The organism is Cupriavidus sp. GW821-FHT02F09 (assembly GCF_059421605.1).
The window spans coordinates 57529-77624 of sequence record NZ_JBWKVH010000037.1 but is presented as its reverse complement, the minus strand read 5'-3'; the positions used below and the strand labels follow the sequence as shown (position 1 = coordinate 77624).

At 62.0% G+C, this 20096-nt stretch carries 16 protein-coding genes and 1 pseudogene; 7 read left to right on the top strand and 10 right to left on the bottom strand.

Annotated elements, in window-relative coordinates; genetic code table 11:
• Nucleotides 1-1208: 1208 nt before the first annotated feature.
• Nucleotides 1209-1664 (bottom strand): Bug family tripartite tricarboxylate transporter substrate binding protein, encoded by a 456-nt coding sequence (locus AC07XB_RS29895; RefSeq protein ID WP_492830992.1) that lies wholly within the window; start codon nt 1662-1664, stop codon nt 1209-1211.
• An 88-nt stretch (nt 1665-1752) separates the two neighbouring features.
• Between AC07XB_RS29895 and AC07XB_RS29890 the strand changes: the two are divergent.
• A pseudogene (locus AC07XB_RS29890) lies at nt 1753-1941 on the top strand (LysR family transcriptional regulator); the annotation flags it as partial.
• Nucleotides 1942-2096: 155 nt separating this feature from the next.
• Here the strand turns inward: AC07XB_RS29890 and AC07XB_RS29885 are convergent.
• From AC07XB_RS29885 to AC07XB_RS29865, 5 genes are all read right to left on the bottom strand, one after another.
• Nucleotides 2097-2762, bottom strand: a complete 666-nt coding sequence (locus tag AC07XB_RS29885; RefSeq protein ID WP_492830952.1) for a GntR family transcriptional regulator — start codon at nt 2760-2762, stop codon at nt 2097-2099.
• Between the two features lie 239 nt (nt 2763-3001).
• Nucleotides 3002-4015 (bottom strand): zinc-binding dehydrogenase, encoded by a 1014-nt coding sequence (locus AC07XB_RS29880; RefSeq protein WP_492830953.1) that lies wholly within the window; start codon nt 4013-4015, stop codon nt 3002-3004.
• 10 nt (nt 4016-4025) lie between these two features.
• Nucleotides 4026-4985 (bottom strand): TIGR03571 family LLM class oxidoreductase, encoded by a 960-nt coding sequence (locus AC07XB_RS29875; RefSeq protein WP_492830954.1) that lies wholly within the window; start codon nt 4983-4985, stop codon nt 4026-4028.
• A gap of 21 nt (nt 4986-5006) precedes the next feature.
• A complete protein-coding gene (locus AC07XB_RS29870; protein WP_492830955.1) occupies nt 5007-6137 on the bottom strand; it encodes an alkene reductase in 1131 nt (376 codons plus the stop codon).
• A 774-nt stretch (nt 6138-6911) separates the two neighbouring features.
• Nucleotides 6912-7832 (bottom strand): LysR family transcriptional regulator, encoded by a 921-nt coding sequence (locus AC07XB_RS29865; protein ID WP_492812334.1) that lies wholly within the window; start codon nt 7830-7832, stop codon nt 6912-6914.
• A 206-nt stretch (nt 7833-8038) separates the two neighbouring features.
• Here AC07XB_RS29865 and AC07XB_RS29860 point away from each other — a divergent pair, with 206 nt between their 5' ends.
• Nucleotides 8039-8464, top strand: coding sequence for a DoxX family protein (locus AC07XB_RS29860; protein WP_492372293.1), 426 nt, complete (start codon nt 8039-8041; stop codon nt 8462-8464).
• Nucleotides 8465-8555: 91 nt separating this feature from the next.
• Nucleotides 8556-9902: an MFS transporter gene (locus AC07XB_RS29855; RefSeq protein ID WP_492830956.1), complete on the top strand. Its 1347-nt coding sequence runs from the start codon at nt 8556-8558 to the stop codon at nt 9900-9902.
• On the opposite strand, the gene AC07XB_RS29850 is transcribed toward AC07XB_RS29855, so the two are convergent.
• The gene (locus tag AC07XB_RS29850) at nt 9880-10305 is read right to left on the bottom strand and encodes a CzcE family metal-binding protein (protein ID WP_492372291.1); all 426 of its coding nucleotides are present in this window, start codon (nt 10303-10305) and stop codon (nt 9880-9882) included. The two genes, AC07XB_RS29855 and AC07XB_RS29850, sit on opposite strands and share 23 nt — an antisense overlap.
• Before the next feature lie 175 nt (nt 10306-10480).
• Between AC07XB_RS29850 and AC07XB_RS29845 the strand changes: the two genes are divergently transcribed.
• Both AC07XB_RS29845 and AC07XB_RS29840 read left to right on the top strand, forming a co-directional pair.
• Complete coding sequence (locus AC07XB_RS29845) at nt 10481-11167, top strand: heavy metal response regulator transcription factor (RefSeq protein WP_492372290.1); 687 nt, start codon at nt 10481-10483, stop codon at nt 11165-11167.
• Complete coding sequence (locus AC07XB_RS29840) at nt 11164-12597, top strand: heavy metal sensor histidine kinase (RefSeq protein ID WP_492830957.1); 1434 nt, start codon at nt 11164-11166, stop codon at nt 12595-12597. Before AC07XB_RS29845 ends, AC07XB_RS29840 begins: the two co-directional genes overlap by 4 nt.
• Before the next feature lie 354 nt (nt 12598-12951).
• Here AC07XB_RS29840 and AC07XB_RS29835 read toward each other — a convergent pair whose 3' ends face one another.
• The 3 genes from AC07XB_RS29835 to AC07XB_RS29825 all read right to left on the bottom strand — a co-directional run bounded on the left by AC07XB_RS29835 (nt 12952) and on the right by AC07XB_RS29825 (nt 18772).
• Nucleotides 12952-14400: an efflux transporter outer membrane subunit gene (locus AC07XB_RS29835; RefSeq protein WP_492830958.1), complete on the bottom strand. Its 1449-nt coding sequence runs from the start codon at nt 14398-14400 to the stop codon at nt 12952-12954.
• A 69-nt stretch (nt 14401-14469) separates the two neighbouring features.
• Nucleotides 14470-17580: an efflux RND transporter permease subunit gene (locus AC07XB_RS29830; protein WP_492812344.1), complete on the bottom strand. Its 3111-nt coding sequence runs from the start codon at nt 17578-17580 to the stop codon at nt 14470-14472.
• 1 nt (nt 17581) lies between these two features.
• Nucleotides 17582-18772, bottom strand: coding sequence for an efflux RND transporter periplasmic adaptor subunit (locus tag AC07XB_RS29825; RefSeq protein WP_492387262.1), 1191 nt, complete (start codon nt 18770-18772; stop codon nt 17582-17584).
• Nucleotides 18773-19040: 268 nt separating this feature from the next.
• Between AC07XB_RS29825 and AC07XB_RS29820 the strand changes: the two genes are divergently transcribed.
• A complete protein-coding gene (locus AC07XB_RS29820; RefSeq protein ID WP_492830959.1) occupies nt 19041-19532 on the top strand; it encodes an MFS transporter in 492 nt (163 codons plus the stop codon).
• 131 nt (nt 19533-19663) lie between these two features.
• The gene (locus tag AC07XB_RS29815) at nt 19664-20089 is read left to right on the top strand and encodes a hypothetical protein (protein ID WP_492812442.1); all 426 of its coding nucleotides are present in this window, start codon (nt 19664-19666) and stop codon (nt 20087-20089) included.
• The last annotated feature ends 7 nt before the right edge of the window (nt 20090-20096 follow it).

Sequence of the window (20096 nt, the reverse complement as noted above, 5' to 3'; positions counted from 1 at the left end):
GAGTCTTGGGGTGTGGTCATGGAAGGCAGCATAGGGAGACATCGCACAGGTTTCAATGATGTAGAGATCATTACAAAAGTTCGTGCGATTATGGGATTTCGTCCCAATTGCGATCTCGCGTAGCTAGATCTAGTAAATGCTGCATCACAGCATTTCCACTAAAGGCGGACACCCGGCGTACGACAAGTGCACTGAAGGGCGAGTGTTTGCACCACGCGATTGGACGGCCAGCCGACGGCATTCCGCATGAACACGCACCTCGGACCGCACCGCGCGAGGTCGGGGTTCGGTTGCGGTACAGACAGCCGCCAACAAGAAGTGCAACCGCGCCATGCCACTTGACCAGGCACGGGCCACCATGGCAGCTGGAGTTCAGAGTTAAGCGAGCAAAGATTCCGTTGAGTGAGCGAAACCCGTCCTTGGTGAGGGTTCTTTTGCGCCCCCATTCATGCCGATAACTATTCTTGAACTAAACCCCTGACGCGGTAGGGTTGGCCAGCCTTAGCGGAGCGCCGCCGGTCGGGTTACGTGGTCATTGCCGGCACTGCCAGATCGTCTCGCAACGGGCCAGCAGAAAGCTCGGAGAGTCGCTGCTCGGCGTGATGCTGGACGATGGCCAAGGTTTCGATACGGAGAGGTTCGGAACGACGGATACATCCGAATCCCCTATCGGGCGTGGCTCATAGCTCCGAAACCCTGTCCATTTCGCCGGTTGGAAAGATGGGGGACGATGTGCTCATCAGTCGATCTTACTTACTTGGCTCGGTACCGAATACCGGGGATGCTGCGTGGGATCTGCAGCGGCCCCGTGGACATTTAGCAGGCTAGGTCGCTGTCGAGCCAGATGGCTCTAATCGACCCCGAAGAACCGTCCAGCCTCCGGCAGCAGGAGTGGCGGCTATCAGAGTGAGGATTCAACCGGTCGTTCGGGTCTGGTTCATCGCGAAGACCGCTTCCGAAGTGCAGCCGCCATTGCGGCTCTTTATTTTCGGCTCGGCGCGGTAGAACAGGTCCAGAAGCGATCGGGGTGAGTCGGTGAATGCTCAGGCAGCCATTGCGACTGCCTTAGTCGTTCGGCTAGTGGTCTGGCCCGTTCGGCATGCGGGACTGCGGCAACACACGGCGCGGGAAACGCACCCGATACCCACAGAGCGGCGCGTGGTCAGGCAAGAGTCAGGGCCGTACCACTTGTGCCACCCCGCGTCGTCTCAGTTCGAAGCGATCCCGGCCTGTCGGACCACCTCGCGCCAGCGTGGGACCTCCTGGCGGATCGCCGCAGTCATCGCTTCCGGGGTGCCAGGCTCGATCTCCCTGCCTACCTGCTCGTAGCTGCTGCGAATGTCGGCGGACTCCATGACCGCGGCCAGTTCCTTGTTCAGCCGGTTGACAATGGGCGTGGGCAAGTCCCGCGGCGCCACCACGCCGATCCAGACCGCGTCAAAGCCCTGCCAGCCGAGTTCGGCCAGGGGTGGCGTGTCCGGCAGCAAGGCCAGCCGCCGGGTACCGGTGATCGCCAGCGGCCGGAGCTTGCCGGCGCGGATCTGCGGCAACAAGGGCGCCACGCCTTCCAGCAGGACATCGACCTCTCCGCTTATGACGGCCATGGTAGCGGCAGGGCCCTTGTATGGAATGTGCTGGATATCCACGCCGGTGGCCGCCTTCAGACGCGAATCTGGTCGTTTTCATAGATCACGCGATGATTCGCAGGTGCGGCCACGACTGCATCATGGTCCATGGGCCACTCGGCTGCAAACCGTGTCCGCTGTCAGCCGCGCCCTCGGCCGGCTGGAAGAGAAACTGGAGACCACGCTGATGCGGCGAACCACGCGCAGGCTGGAACTGACCGAGGAGGGATGCGCCTTCCTAGCCCACGCTAGCAGGATACTGGACGCAGTCGAGTCCGCCGAGGAACAGATGGCGGTGCGTCGGTATAAGCCGGCCTGGATTCGAGGACTTCCTGGAAACCAAAGTCATAAACGGAGCTTGACGCGGTAATCCGTGGAGTCTCGACATCTGCGGAAGAGGCAATGCCGGGCGTACTCGCGTGACGCCCGGCTCTCGACGCGAGGCCCGTTAGGCGTCGCGTTTTACGGCGGTCAGGCAGTTTCTTCTTCTTCCCGTGCGGCCATCCAATTCAGCAAAACGGTCCTGCCCCACTGAATGTCGTCGCGTATTGCGCCCGATGCCATCTTCGCGTCGTGCTTCGTCAGTCCTTCTAGCACACGGTAGTGCGGATGCTCGTCCAGGCTTTCCCGGCTGGCTTGCAGTTCAGTGTGAAAGACGTGTAGCAGGGGGGCCATGCGTACCCACATGCTCTCGACGACCGAAAACAGGTTCGGCAGATGCGAGGCCGCCAGCAGTTCGAAATGGAATTTGCGGTTCTGGCTTGCTGCTTCGCGCGGGCTGGTTGCCACCGCCTTGATGAACGCTTCATGCGTCTTGCGCAGCCGGGCGATTTCCTGCGGCGTCACCCGAAGTGCGGCCGCTTCCGCGGCAGCGCCTTCGAGGAGGGTGCGCATCAACTGGATCTCGGACACCGTATCCGCATCGAGTTCGGGCACCGTGATTGATATTGCCGCTGTCATCGTCAGGGCTTGTTCGCTGACGAGCCGGAAGATTGCCTCACGCACTGGCGTACTGCTCGTTCCCAGCGATTGGGCCAGTTCCGCCACGCGCAATCGTTCGCCCGGAACGTACTTGCCACTCATCAGTGCGGACCGGATCTGGTCATAGACGCGTGAAGACAGATTGCTCTTCTCCACGCGCGCTAGTTCTCTCGTGACGTCTTGCCTCGATAGGGGATGTTTAAGGACACATCATATGTCATACGCAATGCCCATCTACACGTCATCCCGGAATCTATCCCATACGGCCGGCTGGCCAGCAAGGCAATTGCCGGTTCCAGGCCGAGTGGCTTACTGGTGGCAACGAGACTCCAACACACCGCAGCCGTGCCCACCTCGGGGGTGGGCACGGCCTCGGCGACGCTACGGAGCGGCGGTCAGAGCCGGATCAGCTGCTTGCCTTGGGCATCCCCTGCCTTGAGGGCAGCCAGTGCCGCGGGCAGCGCAGCGAAATCGTACATGGTGGTCTCCGGCAACTGCAGATTGCCGCCGCGAAGCTGCTCGAACAGCCTGAGGCCGGCGCCCCGCCACTCTTGCCAGTCCTGTGCGGCTGCGAAGGCATGGGCGCTGTTGAGCGCTACCTCATGAAGCGAGATCGCACTAGTGAAGGCGGGCAGTGGCGCCTGCTCCTGGCGGTCCTGGATGCAGACCAGATGCCCGTTGTAGCCGAGTTGAGCGGCCAGCGAGCGGGCATGGTCGCCGCTGACCGTATCGAATGCGGCGTACAGCCTGCGCGTGCCGAGCACGGCCTGTAGTCGGTCGAGCCAGCCCAGCTCGCGGTAGTCAAAGGCGCCGGCCACGCCAAGGGCAATGAGCCGGGCGTGATGCCTCGTCGAGGCAGCGGCCCAGACCCGCCAGCCGCGCGCGAGCGCCAACTGGACGAGGATCAAGCCAACGCTGCCGCCCGCGCCGCTCACCAGCACGTCGCGCGCCGGCGCGTCGGGCACTTTTTGCAGCGCTTGCCAGGCGGTCAGCCCAGGACAGGGCAGGCTAGCGGTGAGTTCGTCGCTCACGTTTTCGGGCACCGGCAACAGGCATTCGGCGCGCAGGCAGGTGTATTCGGCAAAGCTGCCGTCGCGCGCCAGGTCCTGGTGGTAGGCAAAGCGGGCTCCGACAGGCAGCCGCACGCCGTCTCCCAGCGCTGCGATGCTGCCGAGGCCGTCGACGCCGGGTACGTGGCCTGGGCGCCACGCTGCGTGGCCCCATTCGATCATCTTCCAGTCCACCGGATTCAGGGCGATGATGCGGTTTGCCAGCAGTACTTCGCCAGCCCCGGGCAACTGCATCGCCTTGCGCTGCAGCTTCAAGGCCGAGGGCTCGCCTGTCTCGGACCAGGTCCAGGCAAGGTATTCGCGCGGGGAGGACTGGCGATCGTCGGTAGGTTGATGCATCTGGGGTTCCTCAGGCGGTTTCTGGCTGAGCATTGGCGATGCGCGCGTCGTCGTGAAAGTGCGGCAGTACGTGCGCCGCGATTTCCTCCATGACTTCCTGCACCGGCCGGTGGCTGCGGCGGAAGTGCAGGCCGATATGTCCGGCGCCGGCTTCGCGCATGGCATGGAGCTCGGCAATCAGGCCGTTGCGGCCAACTGCCGCGCCAAAGCGCTGGCGTTGCAGCGGCGCGTTCGCATGGTCCAGCAAGTCAAGATGGATAAAGCTGATGTAAGGCTTCGCGCCGGCCACGCTGCGCCAGAGCACGCTGCGGCGCGTGTGGTCTTCCGGCGTGCCGGGATAGGCAAGCCACCCGTCCATATGCTCACCTACCCAAGAGGGGGTCTGCTGGGCCAGTCCTGCTACCAACAGGGGCAATGGCTTATGAAGGCGCGGCAATACCTTGACGCCAGCGGGCAACTCGGCCGCGCCCACGTCGCGCAACAGTGCTACCTGGTTGCGGAAGGCCTCGCCGCGGTGTTCGAAGTCGCGGCCGAAGACCGGGTATTCGATGGGGCGATCGTCGCTGGCCACCCCGAGCAGTAGCCTGCCGTTGCTGAGATGATTTACTGTGGCGGAGGATTTCAGTGTCAGCACCGGTTCGCGCAGCGGCAGCACCACCGCGGCCGTGCCGAGCAGGATGCGCTCGGTCACGCCCGCCAGGTAGCCCAGGTAGCTGAAGGTTTCGAAGACCTGCGCGGCGTCCCCGAACTGCGGGTCATAGAGCGGTACGTCCCGCACCCACAGCGCGCGAAAACCGAGTTGATCTGCCAACCTGGCCAACTCGCCGTGCCGGGCCAGGTCCGGCTCTCCGGGCAGGCGGCCGGCCTGGCGGCGCGCAAGGTCGCCGGCAGGCGACCAGTCATTGTCCAGCGGCAATTCGACGCCGACGCTGAAGCCTCCGGCGGTCAGTTTTTCCAATGCGGATGGCATGGCGATTCCTTGTGTGCCGGTCTATGCGGCGGCCTTGGTTTCGAGCGAGGCGGCGGTGTAGTGGGGGTAGTCTGTATAGCCGGCAGCAGCACCCCCGAAATACTTGGAGCGGTCGCCCACACTGAGCGGCAGCTTGTGCTGCAGGCGGTAGGGCAGATCCGGGTTGGCAACAAACGCGCGGCCGAAGCCGATCAGGTCCGCCCAGCCATTGGTCAGCGCTTGCTCGGCACGCGCCAGGGTGTAGTTGCCGGAATAGATCAGCGTGCCCGGATAGATGGCGCGCAACGCTTCCTTGAACGCCGCCGGCATCACCGGGGCATCTTCCCAGTCCGCCTCGGCGATATGAATATTACCAACACCGATCTGCCCGAGCGCATGCGCAGCGGCAAGGTAGGTGGCTTCCGGCGTGTCGTCGACCGCGCCTTGCAGGGTGGTCAACGGCGCCAGCCGCACACCGATGCGTTCCTTTCCAACCACGTCGGTCACGGCCTGGGCCACTTCCTTGAGGAAGCGCAGCCGATTGGACAGCGAACCGCCATATTCGTCATCACGGGCATTGGCTTGCGAATCGATAAACTGGTTGATCAGGTAACCATTGGCGCCATGTAGTTCAACGCCGTCGAAGCCAGCCTCCAGCGCGTTTCGCGCGGCGCTGGCATAGTCCGCGATGATGCCCCGGATTTCGTCGACAGCAAGCGCGCGCGGCGTGGAATGCTGGATCATCTCGCCGACGCCGGCTTGCGGGCCGCGTCCCTCCGGATCGACGAATACCTTGACGCCATCCGCGACCAGCGCCGATGACGAAACCGGCGCGGCATTGTCCGGCTGCAGTGACGTGTGCGAAACCCGGCCCACATGCCAGAGCTGCGCGAACATTCTGCCGCCGGCGGCATGCACCGTGTCGGTGACCTTGCGCCAGCCGCGCACCTGCTCCGTGCTGTAGATGCCGGGGGTCCAGGCATAGCCCTGGCCTTGCCTGCTGATCTGCGTGCCTTCGGAAATGATCAAGCCTGCGCTAGCGCGCTGGCTGTAGTACTCGGCCATGAGGTCGGTGGCGATGTCGCCGACGCCAGCCCGCGAGCGGGTCATAGGAGGCATGACGATGCGGTTGGGCATCTCGATGTTGCCGAGGCGGTAGGGAGTGAAAAGCATGGTTCTCTCGCACGTAGGAAGGGTTGGGCTGAAAGCCGCCACGAGGAGCCGGCCAGCATGAAGACCCTTGGGGTTGCTCCGGCCGCGTTGCCGGCAAGATGTGGCAATTATCGGGAGAACCCGGGTTCCGAAAAAACCCCGCCGCGGGCAAATGATTCTTGCGCCCAGGTCAAGGATATGTCGATGTGCGCCCTGCGCTGGAGAACAACGGAGCGCGGGAGAACGGCTAGGAAACTGGCGGCTTTGGATGCGCCTCCGCGGCAAGGGCCGCCGGGCATTGTTGCCTCGGATTTGGGATCAACTCTATCGAAATGTCCGTTTCACCGAGGAGGTAAAACGGTGGATCGCTTTCGACACGATGCGGACCATGAACATCATGGGCATGTATCGCTGGGTATCGAATCACCGTCGGGGAGAGTGGTAAGGCCGCGTCGACCACGGCACGTTTAGGGGCTGAGGCGCTGGTTCCTGGGCGTGTTGGCGATCGCGCCGGCGCTAGCCGCAGTGACCACGAGGACCGATCGCGAGCCGCTGGTGCGGTGCTAATCTGCCCGGTGAATAGATCGTTCGCTCATCGGCCAAAGTCGCCACTTCCAACCGGTAGCGTCCAGGACGACCCTCCAAATCACCCGGCCCCTAGGCGACCTTGCGGCAATTGCTGTCGCCACACGTCTTCCCTATTGTGGGGATGCCATCCGGAAGACTTCCGGCTCGGCGCGATGTACTATCAGTTCAAGGCAACGTGCCTCAGCCCTCACGAGGGTGGTGAGATCCCTAGCCACGATTCCGCTCATCAACTGCCTCAAGCAAGAAATCCAGGAACGTACGCACCTTTGCCGACAGATTTCGGCTGCTGGGATAGACGGCTGAAACTGCCTGGGACGGTGGACGTACGTCCGCCAGTACCTCGACCAGGCGACCACTACGAAGATCATCATCAACCGTGAAATCGAGCAATTGCGCGATACCGGCATCGCTGAGTACGGCAGCCAGCGTGCCCAGCGGGTGATCAAAGGTCATGCTCGAGCGAATGGCGACTTCGCTTTTGGAATTCCCCTCTGCAGAAAAAGTCCAAGGCAGGACGCGTCCGCTATCGGGCATAAGCAACCCCAGGCAATTATGCTGGCGCAAATCATCGGGGCTGCGGGGGACATCATGCTGGCGCAGGTACGCTGGCGTGGCAACGACACGAAACTGTGCCTCATGCAAGCGGCGCACAACTAGCCGTGAGTCTGCTATCTGCCCCAGCCGGATAGCCATATCAAAGTCCTGTTTCACAAAATTAGCCAACGAATTGCTAAGAGAGACTTCGATCCTCACTTGCCCCATGTAGCGCTCGACGTACCGCGGGATCAGTGGGATGACGCGCTTGATGCCGTAACTGTAAGGCAGGCTTATGCGCAGCACTCCGCGAGGCCTGCTATGGCAGGTAAGCGCCTGCTCTACCTCTTGGATGCTTTCCAGCGCCTGGTGGCAGGTCTTGTAGTAAGCAAGTCCGTCGTCCGTCAGGCGGATGGCGCGGGTTGTGCGCTGAAACAGCTTGAGCCCCAACCTGTTCTCCAAGCGCCGCACAGCCTTACTAATCGCGGACGGTGTGGTCCCCAGGGAGGCCGCCGCCGCGGTGAAACTCTGCGCTTTCGCCGCGGCGCAGAACAGTTCCACTGTATTCAGTCTGCTTGTGCCCAGATCTTTCATGACGTGTGTCCCCGAAAGGAAGTATCGCGGCATCATCCCTTGCCGCGCGGAGCTTGGCCAACGTGATATGGCCGACTCGCAATGCTGCATGTTCAAGAATTTGTGCCGCCGTGGCACAAATGAAATGCTGCCAGATGACTTCTTGTTAGTAGGGACTACTCGTAGAGTATGAAGTCATCAGGATCGTAACTATATGGAGTCTAGGGATGAACAGAATCCAATTTTTTCCTGCGTCACCGAGACTGCACTTGGGCGTAATCGTAGGGCGCGCACTGCTGGGCGCGCTGTTTGTCGTATCTGGCTTGTTGAAAATCGGACATTTTGCCAGCGTTTCGGCAATGCTCACAACCTTAGGGCTGCCATTCGTGCAGTGCGTCACCGTCCTTGTCATCATCGTCGAAGTTGGTGTAGGGCTGGCATTGGCGCTAGGTTGGAAAACGCGGTTGGCCGCTGCGGTACTGGCGCTGTTTGTGGTTCCGGCCACGCTTACCTTCCATAGCTTCTGGCTCGCTGACTCTGCCAACTACAGTAACCAGCTGAATCATTTCCTCAAGAATAGCGCCCTGTTCGGCGCATTGCTGATGCTCGCATGCACCGATGCAATCCCACGCCTCAGCCGGGCTGCCGACTAGGCAAAGTCGAGAGTCCGTGGCGAACCTTCGCTCAGGATCTGAGCCGGGTTGCCATCAATATCCAACAATGCCCCAACAGGAGGCACCTGCGATGTTTAAACCGCAGCCCACTATAGACGTTTCAGCGGTCGTGGACACAAGCCGCCTCAGCACCTTTCAGATCTGGATCCTGGTGCTGACTGGCCTGACAGTCATCATCGATGGGTTCGACGTGCAATCCATGGGCTTCGTCGCGCCCGCCATCATCCAGGCCTGGGGTGTGGACAAGGCTGCGCTCGGCCCGGTATTCGGCGCCGGCTTGCTGGGCATGCTTCTGGGTTCGCTGGCCTTCAGTGTCGTTGCCGACAAGGTGGGGCGCCGCCCGGTCTTGATCTGGGCTACGCTTGCCTTTGCGCTGTGCATGCTCGCCACTTCTCAGGCGACCACCATTACGCAACTGTTGGGGCTGAGGTTTGCTACGGGCGTGGGCCTGGGCGCCATCATGCCCAACGCCATGGCGCTGGCGAGCGAGTTCAGCCCCAAGCGCAAGCGCGTGACGCTGATGATGCTGGTGTCTTGCGGTTTCACTGTCGGTGCGGTGCTGGGTGGTCTGATCTCGGCCGTGCTCATTCCGGCCTGGGGCTGGCAGTCCGTTTTCATCGTGGGTGGCATGGTGCCGATGGTGCTTGCGATCTTGATGTTTCTGCAGATGCCTGAGTCCATGCAGTTCTTGGTGGTGCGCAGCGTGCGGCTCGATCGGGTAGCGGCGTGCCTGCGCCGCATCGACCCGTCCCTGGCGGTCACGCCGGATACGCGCTTGGTCGTGCACGACGCTCGCCAGGGTGGCGTACCCGTGCTGGAGCTGTTTCGCGGCGGCCGCGCCAGGACGACCTTGCTCCTTTGGGCAGTCAATTTCATGAACCTGCTCAATCTATACTTTCTCTCCAACTGGCTACCCACGATCGTCAAGAGCGCCGGGCTCCCGACTTCGACGGCGGTGCTGGTAGGCACGACGCTGCAGATAGGTGGGGTGGTCGGAACGCTAGCGATGGGGCCGGCGATTGACCGCATCGGCTTCTTCAAAGTACTCGTGCCGGCCTTCCTGTTGGCAGCGGTCACAATTGCAACTATCGGTCAGTCTGGTCTACCGCCGGCATTGCTGTTTCTCGTTGTCGGCATCACTGGGATCTGCATCATTGGCGGTCAGCCTGCGGTAAATGCCCTGGCTGCCACTTACTATCCGACCGCGTTGCGCTCCACTGGCGTGGGCTGGAGCCTGGGAGTGGGACGAGTTGGCTCCATTGTGGGGCCGGTGGTCGGAGGCGAACTGATCCGGCTGAACTGGTCTAATGCCGACCTATTCCTCGCTGTGGCTGTGCCGGCTGTAATCTCCGCGCTGATGCTGTTGCTGATGGCGAGGCGTCCCCACTTGGCAATCAACGCAAGCGAAGCGCAATGACGGCGTTGTGTACGCAGCCCGTGCAGTCTTCCAACGAGCGATTGCAGTACGGTCGCGCACCTGCTATTGATGCTCGGTTCATGCTGCTGTCCGGGCCAACTCCCGGCTGGCGTTCTTTGACGGCCCCTCCAGCGAATCCGGCACCTGCGATCCGCGACAGAGGGAAACCATCTACCCCGGAGGTGTCAAAAAGCCAGGTGAATGACTGCTCGCTGCTGACCAGAGTGACGGTTTCGCCGAGTGCGACAATGATACAGGGAGGGTTGGCATCCAGGCGGACGAAGCGGTCAGCCGATTCGCTGGAAGCAGCTCCTCCTGGGGGATTGAGTGGATCAGCCCAAACCGGGAAGAGGAGATATAGCCGAAGGGGAAATGCGAAAGCCAGGGCGGCGATCTTCGACATGAGGAACTCCAGTGGAATCGCTACTTGAGCAGAAATGGTGCGGTGTATCGAGAACCATAGATCACTGGACTCAACGCCACGCTGTCGCCAGCCTTACGGAATTGTCATTCAGCATGCATATGATTTCGGTTAAAAATGACGTCCGGAACTGGGTTTCCTGCTCAAGGGACATCAAATGAAAATTCTGATCGTCGAAGACGAGGCCAAGACAGCAGACTACTTGCGCATAGGTTTGACCGAGAGCGGATGTGTGGTCGATGTGGCAAGCAATGGCATCGATGGGAGACATCTGGCTGTACAGAACGACTACGACGCGATTGTGCTTGATGTCATGCTGCCCGGTATCGATGGATTTGCCGTACTGGAAGCGCTCAGGGCCAGCCGACAGACACCTGTGATCATGCTGACCGCCCGTGACAGGATCGAAGACCGCGTGAAAGGTCTGCAGGCGGGCGCTGATGACTACTTAATCAAACCCTTCTCATTCCTCGAACTGCAGGCACGATTGCATGTGTTGATCCGACGCGGAAAGCCGCAGGAAATGGTGCATCTTCAAATTGCCGACCTCCACGTGGATATGTTGGCACGCAAGGCTTATCGCGGCAATGTGAGGCTGGAGCTGACCGCCAAGGAGTTCAATCTGTTGACCACGCTGGCGAGGCGTAAGGGAAAAATACTGTCAAAGACGGAGCTGGCGGAACTCGTGTGGGATATGAACTTCGACAGCAACACCAACGTGGTCGAAGTTGCGATCAAGCGGCTGCGGGACAAGATCGATGGGCCGTATGATAACAAGCTGCTACACACCATTCGTGGTATGGGCTACGTTCTAGAGTCCCGGATCAATGATGTGACGCAATGATACGCTCGATTGCATTCCGGCTCTCGTTACTATTCGGGTTGGTCGGCCTTTTAGTGTTCGCGCTTTCAGGCATCGCACTATATCAAGGACTCCGTCATACGCTCGATCAGCAATTGGACAACGACCTGCGCGCGAAACTGGAGGTGGTCCAGAACCTCGTGGAGAAGGTGCCGTCGGTCGAGCGGTGGGGTGAGTTACGCGACGCATTGACCATGTTGACCACCACGGACGGAAACACTCGCTTCTGGATCTCCTGTATGGATCCCTCCCTGAATTACGGAAAGAACTTTCCGTCCGCGCTTCATCCGCCAGGGGACAGCCGCATCAAGCAATTGGTGCTCGATGATCCGCAGCACCCGCTGAGAACCCTAGGGAAAATGCTAAAACCTCTGGCGGACCATCCGGAGATCCATCTGGTTGTAGGAGTAAGCACAACGCAGATCGCGGAAACGATGCGTGCTTTCGCAGTCGGACTGACCATAATCTGCTTGTGTGGCATCGTACTCGTCAGCGGACTCGGCTACTGGGTGGCACGCGTTGGACTGCATCCGGTAGCGCAACTATCCGCTTGCGCGCAGTCACTCAGCCCGAGCAATCGGGCTCAACGTTTGCACCTTGTTCCGGCAGTTAGTGAGCTGACCCCTTTGGTATCATCGTTCAACGGCGCGCTAGACCGGCTTGAATCTGCCTATGCGCAGCTAGAAGGCTTCAGCGCCGACGTAGCGCATGAACTGCGAACGCCGATAGGAAATATGCTCGGAGCCACGCAGGTGATGCTCACTCGCGAACGCAGCGCGGCAGATCTGCGGGATGTATTGCAGTCAAATCTCGAGGAGCTCGAACGTCTCGGAGCCATCGTCAATGACATGCTATTTTTGGCCCGAGCCGACCAGGGAGAGGCTGCACAAACATTGAGGCAGACCCGGCTCTCCGACGAGGTGAAGAAAACGGTTGAATTTCTGACGCCATTGATCGACGAGAAGGCTCTGACGGTCCAAACAGAGGGAGACGCAGAAACACTTGTGGACCGGGCGTTGTTCCGGCGAGCGATAACCAACTTGCTGCACAATGCCATACAGTACTCGTCCCCTAGTTCGAATGTGCGCGTAACAATGCGGGTGTGCCACGAAGGCGCTGAAGTTGCGGTGTCAAATGTTGGCGCCCAAATTGCATCGGAACACCTGAATCGTTTGTTCGACCGTTTCTATCGCATTGATTCATCACGCGCGCGAGGCTCGGACAGCCACGGCCTCGGCCTGGCGATCGTGAAGGCCATAGCACGCATGCATGGTGGCACCGTTTTCGCTAGCAGTAGCGAAGGCATAAACACCTTCGGTATGAGAATTAAAGGCAGTATGTTCGAGGGCCTTCAGAATCGCCAACGCCCCCGACCTGTCGGCGATGTCCGCAGGAGTCAGGTTCACCATTAGCAGCCGGCCATTCCTGCCCGCGGCAATATGCCACCTGCGCTAGACCAGCATCTTTCCCGCTTCCGGGTCGCACTCTTTCGTCAATGGCGCTTTCACGGATCGGCTATCCTGTTCCATATCCGAACCTGTGTACAGGTCTACGGCGAATTATCAAACGGGCCCTGATGTGCGCGCGGCGGCAGCAGTGGAGATACGCGACCCATGCAGCTTGGCGATGCGAACGCGATGGCATCCCTGTCTGTCAGTTGTCGCAAGCATTGTCCTGCAAGGCGAGGTCGCCTTCCCTGCATACCAGTCCGCGCGGTAACGGGTGCGCGTTGGCAGGATCGTGCAGTACCGGCCCGGAAGCCGGTGTCATGGCAGTGTCGCACTTGCCACCGGACCACTCTCCCTGAGCCCTCCTCCTAGGGCGCGATACAGGTCGATGGCATTGGCTAGGCGAAGCTGGCGCGCCTGTATTAGCGCCTGCTCCGCGGCAAGGAGCTGGCGCTGCGCATCCAGCGATTCCATTTGACCGCCCACGCCATTGCGCCATCGCTGGCTGACAAGCCGGTACCGCGCAGCCTCGGCGTCACGCACCTGCACCTGGCCCGCCACCGTCTCCTGCAAGGTGGCGAGCGCCGATAGCGCATCGGCCACTTCGCGGAACGCCACTTGGATGGTGCGCTCATAGTTGGTGGCCTGAATGCGCAGGCGAACCTCGGCCAGATTGAGATTCGCACGGTTGCGGCCTAAATCGAAGACCGGCAGCACGAGTTGCGGCGCGAATGACCAGGTAGCGGTGTCGGACCCGAAGAGGCTGGCGAGGGTAGGGCTGATGCTGCCCGCCGTCGCGGTCAGCGTGATGCGCGGGAAAAATGCCGCGCGCGCCGCCCCTATCATGGCATTGGCTGACTGCAACTGTTGTTCGGCCTGGCGAATGTCGGGCCGCCGAACCAGCAGGTCCGATGGCAATCCGGCCGGAATGTCGGCGATCACGCTGCTTTCCGACAGCGTGAGCGGCGCGGGTAGCCTTCCCAGTGCGGCCAACGGGGTTCCGATCAGCACTTCCAGCGCGTTCTGCGCCTGCGCGCGAAGGCGGCCCAGCTCGGCCACGGCCACACGGGCCTGGGCGACCAGGGATTCGTTATCCTGCAGGTCCAGCGCCGCAGCCATGCCGGCGTCGTAGCGCTGCCGGGTGAGCGCGTAGGCGCGGTTGCGCGCGTCGAGCGTGGCGTGTGCGATGGCATGCTGCTCGGCGTACGAGCGCTCCGCGAGATAGGCCTTAGCTACTTCCGCCATAAGAGAAAGCTGCGCGGCGCGACGTGCTTCTTCGGTGGAAAGGTACTGCGCGAGTGCCGCATCGGATAGGTTTCGCACGCGGCCGAAGAAATCCAGTTCGTAAGCGATGACAGCACCACCGGCTTGGTAGGACTGTCGGATCTCGCCTTGACCATTGAGCGATTGCGCGGCGGATGTCTGCTGGCGCGTGAAACCCGCCGTCGCATCGAGCTGCGGCAGCAAGTCGGAGCGCTGCACGCGATAGAGCGTGCGCGCTTCGTCGATCCGGAGCGCGGCCACGCGCAGATCGCGATTATTCTCCAGCGCGGCGGCAATCACGCCTTGTAGGCGCAGGTCGCGGAAGAATTCGCGCCAGCCGATGTCGCCGGCGCTGCGCGATGTGGCCGGGGCTGGCTTGGCAAAGCCTTCAGGCGCATCAGGGTAGGCGGGGGCCACTGGCGATGCAGGGCGTTCATAGGGGGGCGCGAGCGTGCAGCCGGTTATAAGGAAGCCGGCCAGCAGCGCGGCCAGTCTCGGGATCATTTCAGGGCTCGGACGTGCGGTGGGCGCTGCCGCAGTTCGGCGGGGTCGTCGGGTCTGCATGGCGTCACCCTATTCCGCGGCAGCCGCCGGCTGCTGCAATTGCACGGGTCTCCTGCGGTAACGCGAGAGCCTGTCAAGTCCCAGGTAGACCACTGGAGTGGTGAAGAGCGTGAGCATCTGGCTCAACAGCAAGCCGCCGACCACGGCCACGCCGAGGGGCTGCCGTAGCTCCGCGCCGGTACCGAAGCCGAGCATCAGCGGTACGGCGCCTAGCAGAGCTGCCAGCGTGGTCATCATGATAGGACGGAAGCGCGTGAGCGCGGCCTCATAGATGGCCTGTCCAGGACTGATGTCGCGCGCGCGCCGCGCCTCGAGCGCGAAATCAATTAATAGGATGCCGTTCTTCTTGACGATGCCGATCAGCAGGATTACGCCGATCAGCGCCATGATCGAGAAGTCAAAGCCGCCGAGCCACAGGAAGGCGAGAGCGCCAATGGCGGCCGACGGCAACGTGGACAGGATGGTGAGCGGATGGACCAGGCTCTCGTACAGCACACCGAGGATGATGTATACGGCGAGCAGCGCAGCCAGGATCAGGCTCGGCTGACCAGCCAGCGCCTCCTGGAACGCCTGGGCCGAGCCGAGGAATGTGCCTTGGATGGAGGCGGGCATGCCGATGCGTCGGCGTATCTCATCGATCCGCGCCACGGCGTCGCCGAGCGGCGCGCGCGCAGCCAGGTTGAACGATATGTTGACGGCGGGCAACAAGCCGTGGTGCAGGATCGAAACCGGCCCGGCACCTGGCGCAGCGATGGTGACGATGGCCGAGAGCGGCACCATGTCACCGGAAATCGGCGAGCGCAGCCGGAGCGATTGAAGCGTCTCGATACTGCCTCGACCGTCGCCGTCCACTTCCAGCACCACCTTGTACTGGTTGGTATCGGTCTGGAATTCATTGATCTGGCGCTGGCCGAAGGCGTTATATAGCGCGTCGTCTACATCGCCTGCGGTGAGACCCAGACGGGCGGCAGCTGCGCGGTCAATTTGCAGGCGAATGACGTTGGCGCCGAGCTGCAGATCGCTGGACAAGTCACGGTAGAGCGGCTCCTTTTGTAGTTCAGCGGCCAGGCGCTGCGACCAAGTGTACAGATTGCCCGTGTCGTTCGCCTTCAGCACATATTGATATTGGGCGCGCGGCTGGCCCGCGCCGATGTTGATGTCCTGCGCCGCGCGCAGATAAAGCTGGATGCCGGGTATTGCCGCCAGCTTGGGGCGCAGCCGGTCGATTAGGGCACTGGCTGAAACGTCGCGCTCAGAGCGGTCCTTGAGCACTATCCAGAAGCGCCCGTTGGCCAGTGTCTGACTGCCACCGGTCATACCAACTGACTGGGTGATCGTGAGCACGGCAGGATCGGCGCGGATGATGTCAGTCAGCGCCCGGTGCTTCTCGAGCATGGCCGTGTATGGGACATCGGCGGCCGCCTGGGAGGTGCCTACGATAAAAGCTGTGTCCTGCAGAGGAAAGAAGCCCTTTGGCATCAGCATGAAGCCGGCTGCACTGAGGCATACAGTGATGCCGAACACGCTTAGCATAAGGCCCTGTCGGCGCAGGCACCAGCGCAGTCCAGCGGCGTATTGCTGCACGAGCCATGCGGACAGCCGGGATTGCTTGAGATCAACGCCATGCGCACCCCGGCGCATGGCCACGGCAGCGAGCGATGGCGCCAGCGTCAGAGAAATGACCACCGAGATCAGGATGGCCACGGCAGAGGTCAGCGCGAACTCGCGGAACAGCCTGCCGACCACGCCAGACATGAATAGGAGCGGGATGAACACGGCCACCAGCGACAGGCCGATTGATAAAACGGTCGAACCGACCTCTTCCACGCCGCGCAGCGCAGCTTGTCGCATGCTCAGCCCGGTTTCCTGATAGCGATGAATGTTCTCGATCACGACGATGGCGTCATCGACGATGAAGCCAACCGCCACCACCACAGCGACGAGCGTCAGGTTGTTCAGGCTGAAACCCATCAGGTACATGGCCGCGAAGGTGGCCGCCAGGGACACTACTAGCACCGCCGCGACGACCAGTGTGGCAGACCACTGGCGTAGGAACAGCGCCATCACGCCGATCACCAACGCGATGGTTATCACTAGCGTCAACTCGACCTCGTGCAGGGAGGCGCGAATCGTGCGGGTGCGGTCGTTGGTGATCTCTACCTGAATGGCTGCGGGCAGCGCTTCGCGCAGGGCAGGAAGCGCGCGTGCGATGCGGTCATATGTCCCGACGATGTTGGCGCCGGGCTGGCGCATGATCGACAGGGCGACACCTGGCCGGCCGTTAGGAAATGCGTTCACATAGGCATCCTCTGGGCCCAGCGCGACCTGTGCCACATCCTTCAGGAATACCGGGCTGCCCCCCCGCCAGGCAACCACGAGGTCGCCGTAGGCGCCTGGCTCGAGCAACTGGCCGTTGGTGTCGAGCGTGCTCACGCGCGTGTCGCCATATAGCGCGCCTTTCGGCGCATTGCGGCTGGCGGCGCGAATGGCGGTGCGGATGTCCGCCAGCGTCAGGCCCACGCCCGCGAGCGCCACGGGCGACGCCTGCACGCGAATGGCCGGTCTGCGCAGGCCGGTGGTAGTGATCAGGCCCACGCCGGGCAATTGGCCGATCTCGCGCACCAGAACACGCTCTGCATAGTCGCTGACCTCGGTCAGCGAGAGCGAATCGGAATGCACGCCAATGATCGCGACTGGGCTGTCGGCTGGGTTGACCTTGCGCCAGGTCGGCATGGACGGCATGTCAGGCGGCAACCTGCTGCTGGCCCGGTTGATCGCCGCCTGTACCTCCTGCACGGCGCTGTCGAGCCGTGTATCCAGCGTGAACTGGAGGACGATGCTAGCTGAGCCCAATGCGCTGGTTGACGTCATCTCCGCAATGCCCGGGATCGCACTAAACTGGACCTCAAGCGGTGTGGCGACTGACGACGCTATGGTGTCGGGACTTGCTCCAGGCAGTAGCGCGTTGACCTGGATGGTTGGCACTTCGGCCTCAGGAAGCGGTGCGACGGGCAACTGGAAGTAGCTGACTACGCCCAGCAGGACCAACGCCATGGCGAGCAGGACGGTGCCGATCGGGTGATCGACGAACCAGCGATAGAGGGGGGCTCGTTCTGTCACGTCAGATTCTCGCCTTCGTGGTGGCAGGCGGAACGGTCACGCGTACGCCAGGGCGCAGGCGCGACTGTCCGTCGGATATCAGCTGGTCGCCGGCGGTCACGCCATCGATCACGACTTGCTGCCTGTCCTGGTAGAGGACGTTGACCGGTATGATTTCCACTGTGCTGTCCGGCTTCAGGCGGAACACATAGGGTTTGTCCTGCTCGCCATAGCGGAGCACCGCAGGCGTGGAAACCAGCGCGTCGTGCAGCAGCCCTGTCTGTAGACGCACAGTGACAAACTGGCCGGGCCAGAGCTGACCAGCACTGTTATCGAACTCCGCCTTGACACGTACCGCGCCATTGCTTGTACCCACGCGGCTGTCGATCACCAGCAGTCGTCCCTGCGCCACGGACGTTCCAGCCTCGCGAGATATCGCTTGCACAGCGGCCGGCGTGCCGGCGCGAATCAGGCTCTGTAATACTGGCAGCGCCGACTGCGGCATGGCGAACTCCACCGTTATCGGTGCGATCTGCGTCACTGTAAACAGCCCCTCGGTGTCATTCATACGGACCAGATTGCCTTCGTCGACATTGCGCAGACCGACCCGCCCAGAAATGGGCGAGCGTATCCGCGTATAAGACAGCCGCACTTCCTCGGCGGCGATCGCGGCGCGGTTGCCTTGCGCGGTCGCGCGTAGCTGTTCCACCAAGGCTACTTGCCGGTCGAGTGTCTGGCGCGGGATCGCGTTCTCGCCTATCAAGGTCTTGTAGCGCTTCAGATCCAGTTCGGCTATCCGCAGTTGAGCCAGGGTCAGCTCCAGCGTGGCGCGGACCTGGTTGAGTGCCGCCTGGACGGGGCGGTCGTCCAGGGACGCTAGCAATTCTCCCTTCGTGACCTGCTGGCCTTCAACCACATAAAGGCGTGTGAGATGGCCATCGATCTGCGCCCGCACCACGACGTCGCGCAACGAACGCACTGTGCCGACGCTTTCCGCTTGGCGTGGCACATCCCGCGCCTCCACGCGTGAAAGCAGTACCGGAACGGGCGGGGGCGGCGCTGCGGGGGCGGGCGAATGGCTCGACTGGCTGCGCTGGAGCAGGCCCAGTGTGCCGAGCAGGATCAGTGCGAGGGCAGAACTGGCCAGAGCCGCGCGTCGCGAGCGGGTGGAGAGGGGCGGCAATTGCATTTCGGGTAGGCCATTGCGGGCCATGAATCATTGGCAAGGAATTTATAGCGGAAGATCGCTGGCGCCACGCTGACGCCACGCTGACAGTTGTGTTGGGCAGTACGCTCGCGCGCAATCGCGATGTCGCCGGCCGCGCATGAAATGGCATTCACCGGCCTGACAAATGTTGGCGTCAGGCTACCACGACCACGCGGCTCGCTATGACCGAAGACGGGGCGGCTTCCGTCATTCGTCAGGCTAGTTGTGAGTGGCCGGGGCTGTCCACCTGAAGCCGCTCCTGCTCGACCAAGGGATGAAGGCCGAGAACGTTGCCTGGGTAGCGGGCGTTGCGGGCGGCCTTGTCGGTGCCGTCGCCAGCATGATCGGCGGCTATGTCACCAAGCGGTATGGGGTACGCGCAACACTGCCTGCCGGCGCGTTGCTCAATCTGGCGGTGGTAGTGGCTTTGGCGGCTGCGGTCGCCGGCCACGCTCCGCACTCGGTGTTGATTGCCGCCCCCCTGTCGATTGCCGTGGCGATGGGGGCCGCCGCCGGCCTGTTGTTCGGCCTGATGACGTACCACACCCGCGCCGGCATGACCGCCCTGGACTATGGCATTCAGTCCAGTCTGTTCGCCTTGACGCGGATGGTGATGCCCATGCTGGCGGGCTTGCTTCTGGACTGGCTTGGGTACCTGGGAATGCTGGCTGGCATTATCGCCGGTCTGTTGGGGGTACTCATGCTCACCCTGCAATATCTCAGGGCCGCGCCGCTCGGCAGGCCAAATGTCGGGTCGCTCGGATAGCTCGTCGCCTCCGGCTCCATGGGCATCTTGACGTCAGCATAGGACTAGGCATGAAACATACCGATCAACGGAACATAGAACGAACTGGCGCCCCGGATGGGTGGGGAACCAGCGACCAATGATTGCTTGGGGTGAGCTTCATTCTGATCGCCTTGAACCTGCGAATCATCTTCGCCAGCGTTGGCCCCTTGCTCAAGCGCCTGGATATCGATCTAACCATCACGCTGCTCGTCACCACCTTGCCTGCTTTGCTGCTGGGACTGTTTTCCGTCATCGGCTTGAAGCTGCGACACCGGCTGGGCGAAGAGCGGGCGATGCTGGTGGCGCTGGTGTTCTTGAGTGCCGGATGCGCGCTGCAAATCGCCAGTGCTTGCCCCCCCAAGCTCATCTGGCCGGCTTCCGCGGCATCCTGCATGCCGACGCGTATGCGGGCTTCAACGCCACTTTTACGGATGGCAGCTACAACGCTCGGCCTGAGGCACTACCGAAATCCTAGCGCCCCGTCACCACAGGGATGCCGATTCGCTTACTGCCAAGGGGCAGTGACTGGCCCATAATTCATTC